The 18,695-nt window shown below is 45.0% G+C and carries 20 protein-coding genes and 1 pseudogene; 11 read left to right on the top strand and 10 right to left on the bottom strand.

Annotated features, from left to right (window positions below; translation table 11 throughout):
* The first annotated feature begins 6 nt into the window (after positions 1-6).
* On the top strand, positions 7-798 hold the full coding sequence (locus tag ACKA06_RS16730) for a polymer-forming cytoskeletal protein (RefSeq protein ID WP_411160218.1): 792 nt from the start codon (positions 7-9) through the stop codon (positions 796-798).
* A 51-nt stretch (positions 799-849) separates the two neighbouring features.
* On the opposite strand, the gene ACKA06_RS16725 is transcribed toward ACKA06_RS16730, so the two are convergent.
* From ACKA06_RS16725 to ACKA06_RS16715, 3 genes are read right to left on the bottom strand one after another with little or no spacing between them, the layout of a single operon-like run.
* Positions 850-2,019 carry an MGDG synthase family glycosyltransferase gene (locus tag ACKA06_RS16725; protein WP_411160217.1) on the bottom strand — a complete coding sequence of 390 codons (1,170 nt, stop codon included), beginning with the start codon at positions 2,017-2,019 and terminating at the stop codon, positions 850-852.
* The gene (locus tag ACKA06_RS16720) at positions 2,016-2,618 is read right to left on the bottom strand and encodes a DedA family protein (protein ID WP_198258537.1); all 603 of its coding nucleotides are present in this window, start codon (positions 2,616-2,618) and stop codon (positions 2,016-2,018) included. The genes ACKA06_RS16725 and ACKA06_RS16720 overlap by 4 nt, the downstream gene beginning before the upstream one ends.
* Before the next feature lie 13 nt (positions 2,619-2,631).
* Positions 2,632-3,252 carry a polysaccharide deacetylase family protein gene (locus ACKA06_RS16715; protein WP_098151180.1) on the bottom strand — a complete coding sequence of 207 codons (621 nt, stop codon included), beginning with the start codon at positions 3,250-3,252 and terminating at the stop codon, positions 2,632-2,634.
* A gap of 350 nt (positions 3,253-3,602) precedes the next feature.
* Here ACKA06_RS16715 and ACKA06_RS16710 point away from each other — a divergent pair, with 350 nt between their 5' ends.
* Positions 3,603-4,901 carry an alkaline phosphatase family protein gene (locus tag ACKA06_RS16710; RefSeq protein ID WP_198258538.1) on the top strand — a complete coding sequence of 433 codons (1,299 nt, stop codon included), beginning with the start codon at positions 3,603-3,605 and terminating at the stop codon, positions 4,899-4,901.
* Positions 4,902-4,941: 40 nt separating this feature from the next.
* Positions 4,942-6,216: an MFS transporter gene (locus ACKA06_RS16705; protein WP_214873737.1), complete on the top strand. Its 1,275-nt coding sequence runs from the start codon at positions 4,942-4,944 to the stop codon at positions 6,214-6,216.
* 50 nt (positions 6,217-6,266) lie between these two features.
* On the opposite strand, the gene ACKA06_RS16700 is transcribed toward ACKA06_RS16705, so the two are convergent.
* The 4 genes and pseudogenes from ACKA06_RS16700 to ACKA06_RS16685 form a co-directional block, all read right to left on the bottom strand.
* A complete protein-coding gene (locus ACKA06_RS16700) occupies positions 6,267-6,902 on the bottom strand; it encodes an FMN-dependent NADH-azoreductase (protein ID WP_058297006.1) in 636 nt (211 codons plus the stop codon).
* Positions 6,903-7,189: 287 nt separating this feature from the next.
* Positions 7,190-7,333: a hypothetical protein gene (locus ACKA06_RS16695; protein WP_197670553.1), complete on the bottom strand. Its 144-nt coding sequence runs from the start codon at positions 7,331-7,333 to the stop codon at positions 7,190-7,192.
* A 313-nt stretch (positions 7,334-7,646) separates the two neighbouring features.
* Positions 7,647-8,090, bottom strand: a pseudogene (locus tag ACKA06_RS16690) (ferritin); the annotation flags it as partial.
* Positions 8,091-8,139: 49 nt separating this feature from the next.
* Positions 8,140-9,081 carry a DMT family transporter gene (locus ACKA06_RS16685; protein ID WP_411160236.1) on the bottom strand — a complete coding sequence of 314 codons (942 nt, stop codon included), beginning with the start codon at positions 9,079-9,081 and terminating at the stop codon, positions 8,140-8,142.
* Positions 9,082-9,310: 229 nt separating this feature from the next.
* On the opposite strand from ACKA06_RS16685, the gene ACKA06_RS16680 reads away from it, so the two are divergent.
* Both ACKA06_RS16680 and ACKA06_RS16675 read left to right on the top strand, forming a co-directional pair.
* Positions 9,311-9,649, top strand: coding sequence for an ASCH domain-containing protein (locus tag ACKA06_RS16680; protein WP_064566458.1), 339 nt, complete (start codon positions 9,311-9,313; stop codon positions 9,647-9,649).
* A gap of 10 nt (positions 9,650-9,659) precedes the next feature.
* Complete coding sequence (locus ACKA06_RS16675) at positions 9,660-10,100, top strand: hypothetical protein (protein WP_214873735.1); 441 nt, start codon at positions 9,660-9,662, stop codon at positions 10,098-10,100.
* 82 nt (positions 10,101-10,182) lie between these two features.
* Here ACKA06_RS16675 and ACKA06_RS16670 read toward each other — a convergent pair whose 3' ends face one another.
* Both ACKA06_RS16670 and ACKA06_RS16665 read right to left on the bottom strand, forming a co-directional pair.
* Positions 10,183-10,566 carry a YbaN family protein gene (locus tag ACKA06_RS16670; protein WP_032086277.1) on the bottom strand — a complete coding sequence of 128 codons (384 nt, stop codon included), beginning with the start codon at positions 10,564-10,566 and terminating at the stop codon, positions 10,183-10,185.
* A 135-nt stretch (positions 10,567-10,701) separates the two neighbouring features.
* Positions 10,702-11,100 (bottom strand): ion channel, encoded by a 399-nt coding sequence (locus ACKA06_RS16665; protein ID WP_032086276.1) that lies wholly within the window; start codon positions 11,098-11,100, stop codon positions 10,702-10,704.
* A gap of 174 nt (positions 11,101-11,274) precedes the next feature.
* Here ACKA06_RS16665 and ACKA06_RS16660 point away from each other — a divergent pair, with 174 nt between their 5' ends.
* A complete protein-coding gene (locus ACKA06_RS16660; RefSeq protein WP_032086275.1) occupies positions 11,275-12,000 on the top strand; it encodes a TerC family protein in 726 nt (241 codons plus the stop codon).
* 69 nt (positions 12,001-12,069) lie between these two features.
* Here ACKA06_RS16660 and ACKA06_RS16655 read toward each other — a convergent pair whose 3' ends face one another.
* On the bottom strand, positions 12,070-13,119 hold the full coding sequence (locus ACKA06_RS16655; RefSeq protein WP_032086274.1) for an NAD(P)/FAD-dependent oxidoreductase: 1,050 nt from the start codon (positions 13,117-13,119) through the stop codon (positions 12,070-12,072).
* Positions 13,120-13,298: 179 nt separating this feature from the next.
* Between ACKA06_RS16655 and ACKA06_RS16650 the strand changes: the two genes are divergently transcribed.
* From ACKA06_RS16650 to ACKA06_RS16630, 5 genes are all read left to right on the top strand, one after another.
* Entirely contained in the window at positions 13,299-14,144 is an 846-nt protein-coding gene (locus ACKA06_RS16650; RefSeq protein ID WP_214873729.1) for an ABC transporter ATP-binding protein, read from the top strand.
* The gene (locus ACKA06_RS16645; RefSeq protein WP_411160216.1) at positions 14,095-15,021 is read left to right on the top strand and encodes an iron-hydroxamate ABC transporter substrate-binding protein; all 927 of its coding nucleotides are present in this window, start codon (positions 14,095-14,097) and stop codon (positions 15,019-15,021) included. Before ACKA06_RS16650 ends, ACKA06_RS16645 begins: the two co-directional genes overlap by 50 nt.
* A 72-nt stretch (positions 15,022-15,093) precedes the next feature.
* On the top strand, positions 15,094-16,101 hold the full coding sequence (locus ACKA06_RS16640; protein WP_411160215.1) for a FecCD family ABC transporter permease: 1,008 nt from the start codon (positions 15,094-15,096) through the stop codon (positions 16,099-16,101).
* Positions 16,101-17,108 (top strand): FecCD family ABC transporter permease, encoded by a 1,008-nt coding sequence (locus ACKA06_RS16635; protein ID WP_411160214.1) that lies wholly within the window; start codon positions 16,101-16,103, stop codon positions 17,106-17,108. The genes ACKA06_RS16640 and ACKA06_RS16635 overlap by 1 nt, the downstream gene beginning before the upstream one ends.
* A gap of 149 nt (positions 17,109-17,257) precedes the next feature.
* Complete coding sequence (locus ACKA06_RS16630; protein WP_411160213.1) at positions 17,258-18,571, top strand: short-chain fatty acid transporter; 1,314 nt, start codon at positions 17,258-17,260, stop codon at positions 18,569-18,571.
* Positions 18,572-18,695 lie beyond the last annotated feature (124 nt).

Here is an 18,695-nt window from a genome sequence, read left to right as displayed (position 1 = left end):
TACAGTATGAGCACAGTTGAGAAAAAGGAATTGTATGATTTAAAAATCAGCGGATCGGGTACGTCGGGCGGCGGTAAGTTCAACTCAGTAAGAATCAGCGGCAGCGGAACGATTCAAGGCGATATCGAATGCAGAGACCTTAAAATATCCGGTTCCGGAAAAATAAACGGGGACATCACCTCTGAAGAATTTAAGTGCAGCGGATCTTCGAAGGTCGAAGGAAATATCCAGGCCAAGGAAATCACAGTCAGCGGAAGTACAAAAATCGAAGGATCCGTCACGGCTGCGGAAATGTCTGTTAGCGGATCAAGCAGGATATCTGAGAATTTGACCTGCAAGGAATTCAGTTCAAGCGGTTCTACCAAAATAGAGGGGAAGGTTCACGGAGGAGAACTCCGGTCCCACGGCGCACTGAAAGTAGAGAAAGAATGTGAGGTTGAAACGTTCATATCAAGAGGCGGAGTGACAATCAACGGTTTGCTCAGTGCAGATAAGGTTAATATTAAACTAAGCCATGAATCGTTCATCAAGGAAATCGGCGGCGAAATCATTGAGGTGAAAAACGAGCACTCCTCCACTCTGATCAAACAGGTAGTGAATTTTTTCATGCAGCGTGACGACTACCTCCGATCGGATTTAATCGAAGGAGACGAAATCTACCTTGAACACACCAGGGCAAAGCTGGTAAGAGGAAAAAACATAGTCATCGGGGAAAACTGCGAAATCGACACAGTCGAATACTCAGGCACCATTGACATAAAAGACGGCAGCAAAGTAGGAAACACAATCAAATACTAATTAAATGTAGAAAGCAAATGCCCGTCCCTCATTGTCAGAGACGGGCATTTATTAATTTAATATGGTTTTCGTAACGCCTGTCTTATTAAGAGAAGGCTTCACCAACGAGTCTTCCTGATTCACCTTCAGCAGCGTATTCAAGCTTTCATCCACACAAGTGGAAATCGAAGACAGATACTGCTGCAGCCGAACAAGATAATCATTCATTTCCCGTTTATCCTTAAGGACATTCGTGATGATCTCCAGCGGATCCTCACTATTCAATAAGTAGACGAGTTTCTTTTCCTTTAGGAATTCCAAATTGACCTCTTCCTGTCCCGGCAAATAATCATGTATAAAGATCGGTATCCTTTTATTTAATACTTCCGTAATCGTTACTCCGCCAGGCTTTGTAATGATGGCATCAACTGAATCATAAATGGCATTCAGCTCTTCACGATCATCGATATACATTAATGGGGTGATATTAGGTAAACCCGATAATTTATCGAATAACTCCTTGTTATGCCCGCAAAGGACAGTATAAGTAAAATGTTCTGCCCCGGAAGGATTCATCATAAATTCGTTCAAGACACATAAGCCATTATTCCCGCCTGCAACCAGGAGATGTTTTCTTCCTAAGGATGTGTTTTTTGATTTCCCGGTCTTGTCTTTATAGATATTGGAAACCGGCACCCCTGTGTTAAAGATTCGATCTGACGGTATTGAATACTGCCGGATTAATTCGTCCTTTGCTTCACTGCTTGGCACCATATGAAAATCTATATTCTCTTTATCCCACACTCCATTGATGAAGAAATCAGTATATACATTTATTGTTTTCGTTGAAAAGGACGGGGATTTTTTCTTCAGTTTCCCAAGAATCCTGGATGGAAATGAATGAGTGCAGATGATATGGGACGGCTGCTCTTCCTCCACCAACTTTTTCAACTTCATTTCGAAATAGATGGAGAATACGGAAAAGCTCTTTAACATACCCGTATATTCTTCGCTCATCATCAACTGCGCATAAAACCTTTTATAACTCTCCGGGAAAGCCTTGATCCACTTCATATAGAATCCTGAGACTGCATTTTCGAGCCATTGATTTGAGTAAGACAAGAAATCAACGATTTTTACTTCTGCATCCGGATGTTTGTCTTTTATCTTCTGCTGCATGACTTCTGCTACTTTGACATGTCCAGTAGGTACACTGAACATGGATAATAGGATGATTTTCATATCTTTCCCCTCTCTTTCCTTTTCTTCCTTACATACTGGATCAACGTCGTCAAAATAACAATGACAAGGAGTCCCACCCCTAAATAAGGGACGTAATTAGGATTGATAGGGAACGTGCTGCCGAGCCCCCATCCCAGAAGGATGTATGAAATGCTCCAAAGAAGCGATCCCGCTCCAGTGATCAACATATATCTCAGTATGTTCAGTGAAAAAATCCCGGACAGATAAGGAGCGACCTGGCGCAGTCCAGGCATAAAAAAACCGATGATCAGGGTCTTCGGTGAATTCATAGTGAACTGCGCCTCAAATTTGACTGCCTTCTCTTCTGTCAATCCAACCCACTTCCCATACTTATTAATGATTGGATAACCGACATATTTACCTGCATAGTATCCCGCCAGCATTCCGGCAAACGTTCCCAGGAATGCGAACAGGATGCCCCATGACATGGACAATTGACCATGTGCCGCTAAGACCCCGACCAAAAACAGCAGCGATTCTTCCGGAGAAGGTATTCCTACAATGCCAAAGAATAAAAATATAAAAATGATGAAATAACTGTATTCCTGAATATATTGAATGATTTGTTCACTGCCCATGCCTATATCCCTTCTACTGGAATGCTTCGTCAAGAGAAATGAACCGGATGTCCCTCTCCAGTGCATCTTTTATGAATGCATCCACGCATTCTACCATATATTTCGGCGCATCCTCATCGGCACCCAGCGTCGCTCCATTGTCATGAAGCACAAACACTGCCCCTTCAGAATCCGAATGGTTCAAACGGCGGCTCAGATGTTCCTTGCATTCCTTCACTTTCCAATCCTTGAAAATATGTGACCATATGATGATCCGGTATCGGTTGGCGAACATCAATGAGGAAAAATTGAGATGTCCCCAAGGCGGACGGTATAAATATGTCCCTTCGCCGGTAATCCTTTTTAATACTTCATTTGTCCTCTCCAATTGCTTCTTTAACCCCCATGGAGTCAGGAACCAGCTGGAAATATGCCTGTAATGGTGAACGCCAAGAGAATGTCCCTCATCCACCATCCTTTTGATCAGTCCGGGGTTCTGTTCTGCATTCTCCCCTACAACAAAGAACGTTGCTTTGACCCCGTGTCTTTTGAGGATCTCCAACAGTGCACTTGTATGCAAGGGGTGAGGCCCGTCATCAAATGTCAGCGCAATCGTCCTCTCATGGGGGACCCTTCTGATGATCTTAATATCCATTTTCCTTATGACAATCGTACTTATAATTGAATAGATAAAAAAAGTGACTATGATAAAAATCAAAATGAATAAACCGCTCAATGTGCAGTTACACTCCCAGTGTTGAATTTATGACCAGGACGGGCATCCATCCTCCGCCCTTTGTCATCATATAATGCTTTTATGAGATTATCATTGTTCCTTACCCTTTTCACTCAGGAGCCAACCCTTTATTCCATACGAAACTTTTGCCAGCCCCAGCGTATTTATCCACCATCTGTCCAAGTTGGAAAAACCACTTCCCTATTCTGAATCTTCTGTTATATTAATAGGTATATAGTGCAAACTTATCTACAATGATGGAGGACTTTATGACTCGTCTTACCGATCACTTGATCGTCATCTCATTTGACTGTTTATCGGCCCTGGATTATTCCAAACTTAAGGATCTCCCTCACTTCAAAGAACTTCTTTCCACAGGCTCACTGTGTAAAAATGTTGAATCGATCTATCCGACCGTGACCTACCCGTGTCATACTACGATTCTAACCGGCAATTTTCCGAACCGGCACGGCATCATAAATAATACCTTCATTCAGCCGGGCAGAATCTCTCCCGACTGGTACTGGCACCGCCGTCATATAAAGGGAACAACCCTCTATGATGAAGCAAAGAAAGCGGGCATGAAGACTGCTGCCCTTTTGTGGCCTGTCACTGCAAAAGCGGAAATCGATTATAATATGCCGGAGATTTTCGCCAACCGCCCCTGGCACAACCAGATCCTGGTTTCCTTATTCAACGGCACCCCTCTTTATCAGTTGGAGATGAACCGCCGTTTTGGTCACATCAGAAAAGGGCTCAATCAGCCTGAACTTGATGATTTCGTCCTCGAATCGACTGTTGCGACCATCAAAGATAAGAAGCCGGAACTGCTTCTAGTCCATTTTACAGACCTAGATACACAGAGGCATTACCATGGATTTTCATCTCAGGAAGCAGATGCCGCCATCCGCCGCCATGACGACCGTCTCGGCAGGATAATCTCTGCTCTAAAAGAAACGGGAATCTTTCATAAATCTACTGTCATTGCGCTTGGTGATCACAGCGCACTTGATGAAACAAAGGCCATTCAACTAAACAGTTTGTTTAAGAAAAAAGGATTCATCTCCCTGGACCCCAAAGGAAAGGTAATCGACTGGAAAGCTTATTGTAAAGGCTGCGATGGTTCTGCCTATGTCTATATAAGAGACCCATCCATTAACGATGAGGTGAAACATCTCCTATATGAACTGCATCGGTCCCGTTCGAATGGAATTCAACAAATTTACACAGGTGAAGAAGCCGGGGCAATGGGCGCAGATCCGTCGTGTGCGTTCATGCTGGAAGCCGAGCTCGGCTACTACTTCAAAGATGTTCTGGAAGGAGATTTAATCCATACCATTACGCCTGAAGATGTAAAAGAAAAACGGTACACATGGGGCTCGCACGGCTACTCTCCAAAAAAAGAAAACTATCATACGATTTTTATGGCATGGGGAAAAGGGATTGTTCCTCATAAAGAACTGCCAGGTATGCACCTTGTTGACGAAGGCCCCACATTTGCAAGGCTTTTGGGTCTCGACCTTGGAAGTACGGACGGGAAAGTACTTCAAGAACTTATAGATGAATAAAGATTAATAAAACGAATATGTTCCCGGGGAGGAATAGTTTATGAAGCGATTTTCCAAGGAAGAAAACAGCTGGATTTTTTATGACTGGGCCAATTCCGCTTATTCAATCATTATTTCAACGGCGGTTTTCCCATTATTTTATAAGGCCGCTGCAACAAATGCCGGCGTGAGCCCTTCTGATTCGACTGCCTATCTGGGTTATACCGTTGCCATCGCCACATTCATTCTCGCCATGCTGAGTCCGATCCTCGGGACGATTGCCGATTACCAGGGGTATAAAAAGAAGTTCTTTACGTTCTTTTTTGCCCTCGGGATCATCTTCACGGCGTCACTTGCCTTTATACCCAGCGACAATTGGCTTCTGCTCCTCATCTTCTACACCGTTGCAGCGATAGGGTCGGCAGGATCAAACGTCTTCTACGACGCTTTCCTGACAGATGTAACGACTGAAGAGCGAATGAACAAAGTCTCCTCACGTGGATTCGGTTTCGGTTATATCGGGAGTACCATTCCGTTCATCATCAGCATTGCAATCATTGTGCTTTCACAAAATGGCATCATTCCGCTTTCAACCACCTTTGCCAGTAAAATCGCATTCATGATTACCGCTGTCTGGTGGGGGCTGTTTTCAATCCCCCTTATAAAAAATGTCCATCAGCGCTATTTCATCGAGCGTGAACAAAAGCCTGTCGCGAACAGTTTCAGGCGTTTGGGAAAAACATTGAGAGAAATCAGGCAGTACCGCGCCCTGTTCCTGTTTCTTCTTGCCTACTTCTTCTATATCGATGGAGTCGGAACAATCATTACAATGTCGACCGCTTATGGGACCGACCTTGGCATTACGGCGACAAATCTTCTGATTATCCTGTTTGTGACACAGGTGGTTGCAGGTCCATTCGCCATCTTATATGGACGCCTTGCGGAGCGTTTTACAGGTAAAAAGATGCTTTACGTCGGGATCTGTGTTTATATCATTGTATGTATTTATGCATATTTCCTTGAGACAACCCTGGATTTCTGGATTCTCGCGATGCTTGTCGCTTCTTCACAGGGCGGGATCCAGGCGCTCAGCCGCGCATATTTTGCCAAGTTGATTCCAAAGAAAAATTCCAATGAGTTTTTTGGTTTCTATAATATTTTTGGAAAGTTTGCATCCATCCTCGGCCCCCTCCTTGTCGGTGTGACCGCACAGGTGACAGGTGATTCAAGCAGCGGGGTATTCAGCCTTGTCATTCTATTCATCATCGGTTTGACCATCCTTGCTTTTGTACCGGAACCGAAGGCCGGAGAGCTTGACAAAAAAGCGATTATATAAGAAAAAGCACCTTCAGCCTTTTCATTATAAGGCGAGGGTGCTTTCTTTTGTCAGAAACTATGTGCCAGATCTTTTGCGCGCGCAATGCCGTCTGCTTTGATTTCATCTGCTTTGTCAGGCATGGCTGCATGGCCTTCAATGAATAATCCCTGGAACGACGGTACCCCGAAGAATTGCATGATGATATCGAGGTAGCGGTGACCCATTTCCATGGAGGCAGCGGGACCTTCTGAATAGATACCTCCGCGGGCCTGGATGTGAAGGGCTTTTTTATCGGTCAACAGCCCGACCGGTCCTTCGGCAGTATATTTGAAGCTTTTACCTGCAACCGCCACCGAATCGATGTATGCCTTCATGAGAGGCGGGAAGGAGAAATTCCATAGAGGAGTAACAAACACATATTTATCAGCTTTTACAAATTGATCGGAAAGTTCGTTCAAACGCTGTACTTTCTGTTTTTCATCCGGGGACAATTCTTCAAACCCTTTTCCTGACTGCAATTTCCCCCAGCCGCTGAAGACATCGGCGTCGATATGCGGGATATGCTCCTTGTACAGATCGATATGTACAACCTCGTGTTCCGGGTTCACTTCTTTATAGGTGTCGATGAAAGCTTTTGCCGCCGCCATGCTGTAGGACATGGTATCATCATGCGGATGTGCGGTGATATATAATACTTTTGTCATATTAACCCTTCCTCATCATCAATTTTTTCGTCTTATTCATTTTGTGGAAAAATTGATTTTCTATTCTCAATAAGAGGCTGTTTTCTAAAAGATTAATGCTTTTCGTAATGCCTAGTAGCCTGAATGCTTCTTGTGGACGTGCTCTTTTCGAATTCAAGTTTAAACCACAGGTAGAAGTAAATCAGAAAATACCCAAGTTCCGGTATTTTCTTGTGTGTGTTAAGCAACAAAGTATACGAAAAGAGCTTAATAAAAAAAGATGCTGCCACTTAAGACAGCATCTTTTCTTACTCTTCTTCTGCAGCCGCTCCAAACGGGTTGGCTCCGATGTTTTTTCTCATTTCTTCAGTCAATTCGAATGGTTCGTTTTCTGTTGGTGCGCCGCTGGCCGTGTGGCTGCTTCCATCGTAGTGATTTGGTTTGTTTTCCATCACTCAACACCTCCGTAAAAGTATATATAGTGTGTCCCCTCCGATTGATTTTATTCTACCGTGACATAAGTACCACAATGTCCAGGAACGTTCAAAGAGTAAGTGACTTTATCACTATATTATGGATATAGTTATAATTCATTACTCCTAAAGAAAAACCCTTTATTTTTCTTGGAATATACATAAATATCGTAAAGATCGGATGGAACTGACCCATTAATAAATTCACAGACAACAAAAAAGCCGAACACTCATTTGAATTCTTCTTTAAAAGAGTTCGAAATGATTGTCCGGCTTCTCCCAACCGAATTGCTCATCCCCCTGCCGCAGGGGCTGCTTTACGCTGACCAAGCTCTTGATCCAAGACAAGAATGGCAGCCGGATTATCGCCTGCCAGAGTCAACCGGTCAACGATTGTTTTGGCCTGGGCCTCTTCATCTATCTGCTCCCTTAAGAAATCTTGGATGATCAAGGCTGTCTGCGGATCGTTTTGAAGGGCATAATTGTATGCCTGTCTGTATGAATTTGTAACGAATTGTTCATGGCTTAACACCTTCTTGAATGTATCAAGGGGCGTACCAAACTCTTTTGGCTGCGCCGGCAGTTCCTGTATTTCCACAATGCCGTCTTTATCCGTCAAATAATCAATCAACGTGAGCATATGAGTGCGTTCTTCTTCCGATTGCAGCCTAAGCCAGCTTGCCATCCCGGTATAATTCTGATTGGCCATATATGCGGACATAGCTAAGTATAAGGTATACTATTGAACAGGACGGGATAATATGCCTTTAAGTGGCATGTCTTGGTTAAAAATGATGCTTATGTTGTTTTTTAGCATAGAACCTTTGCCGTTTACGTTTAATGATGAGTTCTTCCAGCGTTCCCGCCCCGCATATGACTCCGAGGATAATGAACACCAGGCCAAGTAAATGGTAGGAAGTGATTTTTTCTCCTAAAAACAGTGCCGCCCCAACCAATGAGAAAAAAGTGTTGAGATTAAGGAAGATCGACGTCTCGGCCGCACCGAGCTTTCCGATTGAATGATTGTAGAGCATGTGTCCGACGGCCGTTGCGAACATGGCGGAAGCGAGGAAAAGCACCCATATCCCAATGGAGGCTTTATCCAGTTGAGAAATTTCCCCTGGCTCTGTTATCAGCCCAATGATAAATAAAATCACCGACCCAAACACAAGCATATACCCAGTCAAAAGCCGTGGATCCAATGTCTTGGCAGCACGGCTGATGATGATGAAGCTGAGTGCCTGTGAAAAAATTGAAATGAACACCATGGCATCCCCGCTGTTCAGATTGCCGAGCCCTTCTCCCCCCGACAGGACAATGATCGATACCCCGATTCCGCCAAGGAGGAAGCCAATCACTTTTATGACGGTCGGCCGGTTCCTTAGAATAATGGAAGCCAGTAGTGCCGTCAGCAGCGGGCCCGTTCCGAGTATCAGTCCTCCATTGGTGGAAGTCGTATGTGTAAGACCAACTGAAAGAAAATAATGATGGCTCACGACATTCAGCAGTCCTCCGCCGATGATGAAGACGCCCTCCCGCCTGGTCGGTTTCCGTATTTTTTTCATGATTCCCAAGATGACAAATACAGTGATTCCTGCCGTGTAAATCCTAAGGGATGTAATGGTCACTGGAGAGAATTCCGTGACCAGGGTTTTCAATGCCGGGACATTGAATCCCCAAATCATCATAATGAACACCAACACTAAGTAAGTCTGCCACTTTTTCACTCTACTCAAGACCTTTTCCGTAAAAATTTGCAGTTTCTGTCTTCGCTGCATTTCATTCCATCATATCACCCCTTATTCTTCTTTACTACGGTGAATCGCGAAATTCTTTGAAAGTAATTACAAATAGATCTTATACTGTCCTTCCTTATTACAGACAAGAGAAAACCCAAGTGCTGCTAATATCTCTGATAATTATGTGCTATAGTTAAGAGCGAAAGGAGCGATTACGATGAATAAACAAGAATTACCGCCTAAGACATGCAGCATCGAGCGTCTCGTTACGAAAGAGGAAGATGTGGATTTGGTGCTTCAGGGTAAAAAAACAGCAACACGCCGCAATGGCCGTTATGCCGATGAAGGCGAAATCATGGAGCTTAAAGGGGAAAAATACATAGTGGATAAAGTTTATTCCCAGGCACTTGGTGAATTGACAGACGAACATGCCAAGCAGGAAGGCTTTCAAACCGTAGAAGAATATAAAGAAACCATCCTCTCTTACCATCCCGGTATGCCGTGGCATCCCAAAATGCGTGTATGGGTGCATGAATTCAGTCCTGTGAACAAATAGGACGACGAAGATGGATTTAGTGTATCGTTTTATCATCTATCTTCACGTTCTGAGCGTGGTGGCGTCCATCGGGCCATTTTTTATTTTGCTCCCGATGATCAAGAAGCTTAAGGCCGCTTCAGGAGAAGAATTGAATCCATATCTGGACACCTTCCGTTTCACAGTGCGGCTGTCAAAACATGCCGGTCATGTGCTCGTCGGTTCGGGCGTCTTATTGGTCTTGATGGGGCCATGGACATGGGGGACCCCGTGGATCTTGATGACCCTCTTCATCATGTTTTGCTCGCTTTTCTTCCTAGCCAGGGCTTTTTCCCCTACGCTCAAAAGATTTAATGATCCCGGTGAGGAGCGCGAACCATTGACCGCAAAGTTGAAGCGGACCATTTGGACCTACCTCATCCTCCTTCTCGCCATGCTGTGGTTCATGGTCGTTAAACCGGTACTTTGGTAATTGGCGTGAGAAAAGTTACAAAAAAGGCGATGCCGCCCGGGGACCATTCCAGGCGGCATCGCCTTTAACATTTCTTCACTCATCAATAACTCCGCACTTTAACCGTCTTTATCTTGAAGATAAAATAATAATATTTATACACTATGATCAAGCTCAGGATGACCTTGACGATTAATTTATCCGTCATGAAAAACGGCAGCAAAATCATCACATCGGAAAACACCATGAGAATGGCCTTTTGACGGAATGTCATTGAACGATTCTGCACAAATCCTTCTAAATGCTTTTTATACACAGCCGTCCCCTTGAACCAGACTTCAAAACGCTTCGACCCTTTCACAAAAAAATAAGAAGCCAGTAATAAGAACGGTGTGGTCGGGATGAGCGGGAGCACGATCCCGATGATGCCAAGTCCCATGAAAATAAATCCGAGTGCAATGCAGATGACTTTCTGAATGTTCTTCATGCCGCCCTCTCCCCCTTTCCGAACAACTTTCTCCTCTTATTGTATGTATCTCAATGCCCTATCACAAGTGACAATTATTCAACATATTAAAAGGTCCGTCCCCTTGCGAAAAGATCAGTGAGGGACGGACCTCGATTATCCTCCGTTTTTGGAATTCAGCATTTTCATGAAATAGGCGGATGGCAGCAGGAGACCGATCGCCGCTTCGATAAGGGCGAAGAACCGCAGATGCCCGACCGGCAAGTAGTCACCATATCCCACCGATAGAATCGTTACCCCGCTGAAATATAAATAGTTGGTGAATTGATGCGGGACGGCCTGGCCATCCGGCAGGCTGTACTTTAATACAGTGCCGTTTGCCCCAAGTCCGTAATATAGCACCGCAAAGGCAACCGTGATTCCGGCGAGCACAAAAAATAATTTATAGAACATTTTCTTGCTGAAGTAACTATATTGGAATTCTTTGTTTTTGAAAAAATAGATTAAGTTGAAAAATATAAACAGGATGGCTCCCAATACAAGTATATTAGCCAAAGTGAAACGTCCTCCTTGATTAAATAGTACTAATTGTTTAACCACTTCCCTGCTTATTAAAACACCCGATTTCCTCCCGGATAAAACGGCTGTACCTTCTATCATTCTACTTTTATGTTAAAATGAATAAGTTGCGTTTTATTGATAGATTTCAACTTAAGAGGAGGAACCATGATGGATTTTCTATTTCCACTGGGACTTGCCATATCTTCAGGTGCCATCATTGCGCTGTTAAAGATCATAGCCATTGATATCATACTATCGGGGGATAATGCGGTCGTCATCGCGATGGCGACGAGAAGCCTGCCAAAGGACCTTCAGAATAAAGCCATTTTCTGGGGCACTGCAGGTGCGGTCATACTGCGGATTCTGTTCGCCGCGATCATTGTATACTTATTAAAAATTCCATATGTCCATTTGATTGGGGGCATTTTGCTTCTATGGATTGCTTATAAGGTATTGGTAGAGGAAGAAGGGGAAGCCGATATCAAGGCCCATACAGGACTCGGACAAGCAATCGGTACCATCATCCTGGCTGATGCCGTCATGAGTCTTGATAATGTGGTGGCCGTTGCAGGTGCTGCCCATGGTCATATCGGCATGATCGCCCTCGGGGTGTTCATTTCGATCCCGATCATGATCTTCGGTTCCAAATTGATTGTAAAAGTCCTTGAGAAGTACCGCTGGATCGCCTATATCGGATCAGGGATCCTCGCGTATACTGCCGGAGAGATGATTGTAAGCGACCATCAATTCATGGACCTTTTGAACATCCATGAAGGTCCTTTCACCTACCTCATTACCATCGGACTCACTGCTGCAGTCCTGTTGATCGGTTTCCTCGTGAACAAGAGAGGATCAGAAGATAAACAGGAACACAGAGTGCATCAAGTAAATTAAAGGATATAAAAAAGATGCCGTCGATTCAGGGACGGCATCTTTTCTTTATGTACTGGGCCGATTTTTAGGTCATTTCACCATTTGCCGGACCAGCTCTCTATTCCTCTGTTTGAATACCTCATTGTGTGAAGAAACCATCGCCCTTTCTTCCGCTTTCGGCTGGATGAATGTCTTCGCCTTATTGACTGCATTAGCGGCATCCTGGAAAGCACCCGCGATCAAATTGACTTTTCCTTCATGCATCAGGATATCCCCCGCTGCATATAAACCGTCTACCGAAGACTCGCTGACGGAGTTGCCCTCAATATAGAAATCATTTGCCATCTTGATGTCAAGGGTGCTGTTCTTCAACAGGGACGAATCAATTTCATATCCATGATTGATGATCACATCATCAATTTCAAGGTACGAAACCTCGCCTGTCTGGTGATTCGTCAGCTGAACCCTTTCGATGCGTTCGTGATCATCCCCGGCCATCAGTTTAGTGATGGAAGTGTGGAAGATACAGGCTGCAGTGCTGTTCATCAATTGGGCACACTGAGCTTCATGACCATTCAGGGCTTCTTTGCGGTAGGTGACATACACTTTTTTCGCAATCGGCTCCAACTCATTTGCCCAATCGACTGCAGAGTTGCCCCCGCCGGATATGACCACGGTCTTGTCTTTGAAGCTCGTCAGCGATTTCACCGTATAATGGAGGTTGGAAATTTCAAACCGTTCCGCTCCCTCAATATCAAGCTTTTGTGGGTTGATGATGCCGCTTCCCACTGCCACAATCACAGTCCTGGAGTAATGTTTCCTGCCCGATGCCCCCTCCAGAATGAACAGTCCATCCCCGTTACGTGTGATGCTCTCAACTTTCTCATTCAGTACGACTTCGGGATCGAAAGTCAATCCCTGCTGGACGAGCCGCTTGATCAATTCAGCTCCAGGTGTGGGCGTCAGTCCCCCTACATCCCAAATCATTTTCTCAGGATATACATGCACCTTTCCGCCCAGCATAGGCTGATACTCGATGATTTTCGTCTTCATTTCCCTTAGCCCGCTGTAAAAAGCAGAGTAAAGCCCAGCCGGACCTCCTCCAATAATCGTCACATCATAAATATCCTGCTCTTTCATTTCCGTCCACTCCCCGTAATCAATCACTATTGATTATCATTCTCAATTACATACTACATCTTTTTCTTCCAAGATACAACAATCATTCTATTGACATAAGGAAAAAAGAATTATAGTATGGATATTGTTCGAGAATGAGAATCGTTATCATTCAATCCACTATAAACGGAGGGCTCAACATGGTTCGCCTATATACAAATGAAATCAACATTGGCTATGGTGACCAACTGATTGTCAAGGATCTCAGCGTTGAAATCCCTGATAAGAAAATCACTACGATCATCGGATCAAACGGCTGTGGAAAATCGACTTTATTGAAAGCGATTACCCGCATCATCTCTCATCAGTCCGGCAATGTCCTGTTGGACGGCGAAGATATTTCAAAAGGTAATACGAAGGAACTGGCCAAAAAAATGGCGATCCTTCCCCAGACTCCCGAAAGCGCCAGCGGATTGACGGTCGGAGAATTGGTTTCCTATGGACGCTTCCCTCATCAAAAAGGAATGGGCCGCTTGTCCAAGAAAGACTACGAGGTCATCAATTGGGCGCTTGAGGTGACGGGTATCACTGATTTTAAATACAGACAAGTCGACGCTCTATCCGGCGGCCAGCGGCAGCGGGTTTGGATTGCGATGGCCCTGGCCCAGGAAACGGACATCATCTTCCTTGACGAACCGACTACATACCTGGACATGGCCCACCAGCTCGAAGTACTGGAGCTGCTGCAGAAATTAAATGTCGAACAGGAGCGTACCATCGTCATGGTGCTTCATGATCTGAATCAGGCTGCACGCTTTGCCGATTATATCGTCGCACTGAAAGAAGGAGAAATCGTGAAAGCCGGTAATTGTGAAGAAGTCATCACCCATGAAGTGTTAAAAAAAGTGTTCAATATTGACGCTGCAATCGGCAGAGACCCTCGAACAAATAAGCCAATGTGTATCACATACAATTTACTCAAAGGAGAAGATCAACATGAAAAAATGGATGCTTCCGCTTACGCTGCTGTTGGTGCTATTGGTTAGTGCCTGCGGCAATGGCTCATCATCGGAAAAAGAAGATGATAAAGAGAAAAAAGACAATAAAACCGAAACAATCACATACGAATCAGAAAACGGACCGGTTGAAGTTCCTGCAGATCCACAGCGTGTCGTTGTCCTTTCCTCTTTTGCAGGAAATGTAATGGCTCTTGATGTGAACCTTGTCGGTGTCGACTCCTGGTCGAAAATGAACCCGCGCTGGGAAGATGATTTAAAGGGCGTTGAAGAAGTCACGGATGAAAGCCTGGAGAAAATCATTGAGCTTAATCCAGATCTTATCATCGGCCTGTCCAATATCAAAAATGTTGATAAACTAAACGAAATCGCCCCTACCGTCACATTTACATATGGAAAAGCAGACTATCTCACACAGCATATCGAAATTGGTAAACTATTAAACAAAGAAAAAGAAGCTCAGGCCTGGGTGGATGACTTCAAGAAGCGTGCCCAAACAGCAGGAGATGACATCAAAGCGAAAATCGGTGAAGATGCGACTGTGTCTGTTATTGAAAGTTTCAACAAGCAACTTTACGTTTACGGAAACAACTGGGGACGCGGCACTGAGATCCTGTATCAGGAAATGAATCTGAAGATGCCTGAAAAAGTAAAAGAAGAAGCGTTGAAACCTGGATACTTCGCCCTTTCAACAGAAGTACTTCCTGAATTTGCTGGAGATTATATCATTCTTAGTAAAGACCCGAAAGCGGATAATTCCTTCATGGACACAGAGACATATAAAAACATCCCTGCCGTAAAGAATAACCAGGTATTTGAAGTGAATATGATGGAATTCTATTTCAACGATCCACTTACCCTTGATTATCAGCTTGACTTCTTCAAGGAAAAATTCTTAAGCAATTAATCTTTTCAAAGAGGAATTCTTATCACAAGGACTCCTCTTCCTTTATACTCCAAAAAGAAATGATGATGAATAATGACCACTTCTAATCAGCGATATATTCCATTTATCACAAAATTAATAGTTTCATTGGTGATTTTTTCCGCCTGCTTTCTCATTTCGGTGGTGTTTGGTGCAGCAGATACAACTATAAGAGATGTGTGGTCCGCCCTCTTTTCTTTCAGCGAAAATGAAAAAACAGCCATCCTTCAGGAAATCCGGTTTCCCCGTGCAGTGGCTGCCATCTTTGTCGGTGCTGCCCTTTCGGTTTCAGGTGCCATCATGCAGGGAATGACCCGAAATCCGCTTGCAGACCCGGGTCTCTTGGGACTGACAGCCGGGGCGAATGCGGCGCTGGCCGTCACCCTTGCCTTCATCCCTTCTGTTCATTCCTTCGGGATCATGATCGCCTGTTTTATCGGCGCCGGGGCCGGGGCCCTTATGGTGTTCGGGATCAGTTCCTTGAAAAGAGGCGGCTTCTCGCCTCTTCGGATTGTATTGGCAGGAGCAGCCGTGTCTGCTTTCTTATTCGCAATAGCTGAAGGTACCGGCCTGTTCTTCAAGCTTTCAAAAGATGTATCGATGTGGACTGCAGGAGGATTGATCGGGACTACATGGGGACAGCTGAAGATGATTGGCCCGTTCATAGCGGCAGGAATCATCCTTTCGATTATTCTGTCGAGGCAGCTTACCATTCTCAGCCTGAATGAAGAAGTTGCCGTGGGATTGGGACAGCGGACCGCTTTTATCAAGACGATCCTTTTTATCGTCATAATTATATTGGCGGGGGCGGCTGTTGCACTTGTGGGGAATATGGTGTTCATCGGACTGATGGTCCCTCATATCGTACGCGTGATCACCGGTACGGATTACCGATTCATCATCCCTGTCTCCACCCTGCTTGGGGCATCATTCCTGCTGCTGGCAGATACGCTTGGGCGCACCATTCATGCCCCTTATGAAACCCCTGTGGCGGCGATCGTTGCAATAATGGGACTGCCTTTCTTCCTGTTCATCGTCTATAAAGGAGGGAAAGGTTTCTGATGATACATCCAGATTTAATCAAAAAACAAAGACTGCTCCTTATAATGCTTTCTGTCCTGATCCTTTTAACTGCCTTTATCGGTATCGGATTGGGTTACTCGTCGGTATCCTATGACCGTCTGCTTCCTGTCCTGTTTGGAAATGGAAGCTTAAAAGAAGAATTCATCCTGTTTTCAATCAGGCTCCCAAGGATCATCATTACCGTACTGGCGGGGATGGCCCTTGCCTTATCCGGTTCGATCCTGCAGGGAATCACCCGTAACAACCTGGCAGACCCGGGCATCATCGGCATCAATTCAGGGGCGGGAGTATCAATTGCCGTATTCTTTCTGTTTTTCCCGATTGATGCCGCTTCTTTTGCCTATCTGCTGCCGATCGTTGCTTTCGTGGGAGCCCTGCTCACAGCATGCTTGATCTACTTGTTTTCTTACAGTAAACGAAACGGCATCCAGCCTGTGCGCCTTGTGCTGGTCGGGGTCGGTTTCTCGATGGCTTTCTCGGGACTGATGATCATCCTGATTTCTGCCGCTGAGCGTCAGAAAGTGGACTTCATTGCCAAGTGGCTTGCAGGAAGCATCTGGGGTACCGACTGGCCGTTCATTTGGGCAATCGTCCCTTGGCTTGTCGTTCTGATCCCGCTGACACTTTATAAGTCTCAGATGTTGAATCTTCTGGGTCTGAGTGAACCTGTCTCAATCGGTGTCGGGATCTCCGTTAACCGGGAACGTTTCCTTATGCTGATTGTAGCCGTGGCACTGGCCGCTTCTGCAGTATCGGTTACAGGAGGGATTGCTTTTATCGGCTTGATGGCTCCTCATATGGCAAAAGCTCTGGTCGGCCCCCGCTCCCAAATGTTCATCCCTGTTGCCATTTTGCTGGGCGGCTGGCTCTTGATGCTTGCCGATACGATCGGCAGGAACATCCTGGAGCCGGACGGTATCCCTGCCGGCATCATGATTGCATTGATCGGGGCGCCTTATTTTATGTATTTGTTGTTGAAGAAATAGAATGATTGTTTGTAAGACGTTTCCGCTGGCCTTCGTGCCAGCGTTTTTTATTTCATGCAACTATTTCCCACACCTTGTTCAACGAATGTGGACATGAAAACATAGCTGCACAAATATATTAATAACAACTACTGAAAGGAGTTGTTATGATGTTATCTTCAATAGCAGACCGAGTTTCAAGGGTTGTACAGCGTTACCTCCCAGATGCCTTTGTCATTGCAGTCCTCCTTACTTTATTTGTTTTCATAGCCGGGTTTGTGATGAATCCCCAGGAACCGATCACACTTTTCAAATCATTTGGGGACGGTTTTTGGGTATACCTTGCTTTCACTATGCAGATGGTCCTCCTGTTATTAACGGGAATGGTCCTGGCAGCTGTCCCTGTAGTCAAAAGGGGGCTTGAATCCATCGCCGGCCTCGCCAATACTCCGGCGAAAGCTTATGTACTTACATTTGTGGTCTCAGCTTTAGCTTATTATATTAACTGGGGGCTTGCCGTTGTTGTCGGAGCGATTTTCGTCCGGGAAGTGGGGAAGCGGAACCAGCAGGCACATTTTCCTTTGTTAGTCGCAGCTGCCTACTCTCCAACCGTTCTTTATACTGCGGGCTTATCAAGCTCAATCGGATTGACCGTCGCAACCCAAGACCATTTCCTGGCTGACATTATGGGAATCATACCTACTTCACAAACCATCTTTCATCCTTCCACCCTTATCATTTTTGCCGTTTTATTCATTACCATGCCAATCGTCATTTGTCTGATGGCACCTAAAAAAAATATAAAACCTTACCAAGTAAAAGAATTCACATCTAAAAGTGAAGCGTCTTTGCAAAAAGCTGATACACCTGCCCTGAAGTTGGAGCAAACCCCGATATTGGGCATTGTCACCGGTGCGGTCGGGTTGATTTATGTAGTCAATGAATTTATCAATGGAAAAGATTTAGACCTGAATATTATTAATCTATTATTCCTTTCACTCGGTCTCATCATGCATCGTTCTCTCGGACAGTATGGAAATGCATTTAAGGAAGCAGTGGGTTCCACTTCGCCGATTATTTTGCAGTTCCCTTTCTATGCGGGCATTATAGCCGTTCTTTCAAGTTCAGGACTGGGTCAGGCAATCATCGACGCGATGGCTTCGGTTGCCAATAAAGAAACATTTGATGTATTTACCTATTGGTCGGCAGGTATAGTGAATATCCTGGCTCCATCGGGCGGCGGACAATGGGCGCTGCAGGGACCGCTCCAGGTTCCGGCCGGCGTGAAGCTGGGAGTGGACCCGGCAACGATCGCCATGGCTGTAGGATGGGGAGACGCATGGACAAATCTTATACAACCATTTTGGGCATTGCCTATCCTTAGCATCGTAGGCCTTCATATTAGACATATCATGGGCTATTGCTTCTTACTAGCGATATGGGTAGGTGCAGTTACCACTATTCTATTATTCTTCTTGTATTAGGCTCTTTTCGCATACTTTGTTGCTTTACTCACAAGAAAATACCGGAACTTGGGTATTTTCGGCTTGTCCGTCCGTCGGTTGTTGAAGTTTGAGTTCGAAAAGAGCACGTCCTCAAGCACTATTC

This window comes from Rossellomorea oryzaecorticis (assembly GCF_045897515.1).
Taxonomy (GTDB): Bacteria; Bacillota; Bacilli; order Bacillales; family Bacillaceae_B; genus Rossellomorea; species Rossellomorea enclensis.
This window is presented reverse-complemented; position numbering and strand designations above follow the sequence as displayed.

Excerpts from the sequence above, each read along its gene's own strand:
- ACKA06_RS16700 (WP_058297006.1), bottom strand. The coding sequence starts at position 6,902 with ATGACAAAAGTATTATATATCACCGCACATCCGCATGATGATACCATG.
- ACKA06_RS16645 (WP_411160216.1), top strand. The coding sequence starts at position 14,095 with ATGAAAAAATGGATGCTTCCGCTTACGCTGCTGTTGGTGCTATTGGTT.
- ACKA06_RS16675 (WP_214873735.1), top strand. The coding sequence starts at position 9,660 with ATGGATTTAGTGTATCGTTTTATCATCTATCTTCACGTTCTGAGCGTG.
- ACKA06_RS16635 (WP_411160214.1), top strand. The coding sequence starts at position 16,101 with ATGATACATCCAGATTTAATCAAAAAACAAAGACTGCTCCTTATAATG.
- ACKA06_RS16655 (WP_032086274.1), bottom strand. The coding sequence starts at position 13,119 with ATGAAAGAGCAGGATATTTATGATGTGACGATTATTGGAGGAGGTCCG.
- ACKA06_RS16705 (WP_214873737.1), top strand. The coding sequence starts at position 4,942 with ATGAAGCGATTTTCCAAGGAAGAAAACAGCTGGATTTTTTATGACTGG.
- ACKA06_RS16640 (WP_411160215.1), top strand. The coding sequence starts at position 15,094 with ATGACCACTTCTAATCAGCGATATATTCCATTTATCACAAAATTAATA.
- ACKA06_RS16660 (WP_032086275.1), top strand. The coding sequence starts at position 11,275 with ATGGATTTTCTATTTCCACTGGGACTTGCCATATCTTCAGGTGCCATC.
- ACKA06_RS16720 (WP_198258537.1), bottom strand. The coding sequence starts at position 2,618 with ATGGGCAGTGAACAAATCATTCAATATATTCAGGAATACAGTTATTTC.
- ACKA06_RS16715 (WP_098151180.1), bottom strand. The coding sequence starts at position 3,252 with ATGGATATTAAGATCATCAGAAGGGTCCCCCATGAGAGGACGATTGCG.
- ACKA06_RS16725 (WP_411160217.1), bottom strand. The coding sequence starts at position 2,019 with ATGAAAATCATCCTATTATCCATGTTCAGTGTACCTACTGGACATGTC.
- ACKA06_RS16680 (WP_064566458.1), top strand. The coding sequence starts at position 9,311 with ATGAATAAACAAGAATTACCGCCTAAGACATGCAGCATCGAGCGTCTC.
- ACKA06_RS16670 (WP_032086277.1), bottom strand. The coding sequence starts at position 10,566 with ATGAAGAACATTCAGAAAGTCATCTGCATTGCACTCGGATTTATTTTC.
- ACKA06_RS16710 (WP_198258538.1), top strand. The coding sequence starts at position 3,603 with ATGACTCGTCTTACCGATCACTTGATCGTCATCTCATTTGACTGTTTA.
- ACKA06_RS16630 (WP_411160213.1), top strand. The coding sequence starts at position 17,258 with ATGTTATCTTCAATAGCAGACCGAGTTTCAAGGGTTGTACAGCGTTAC.
- ACKA06_RS16695 (WP_197670553.1), bottom strand. The coding sequence starts at position 7,333 with ATGGAAAACAAACCAAATCACTACGATGGAAGCAGCCACACGGCCAGC.
- ACKA06_RS16730 (WP_411160218.1), top strand. The coding sequence starts at position 7 with ATGAGCACAGTTGAGAAAAAGGAATTGTATGATTTAAAAATCAGCGGA.
- ACKA06_RS16650 (WP_214873729.1), top strand. The coding sequence starts at position 13,299 with ATGGTTCGCCTATATACAAATGAAATCAACATTGGCTATGGTGACCAA.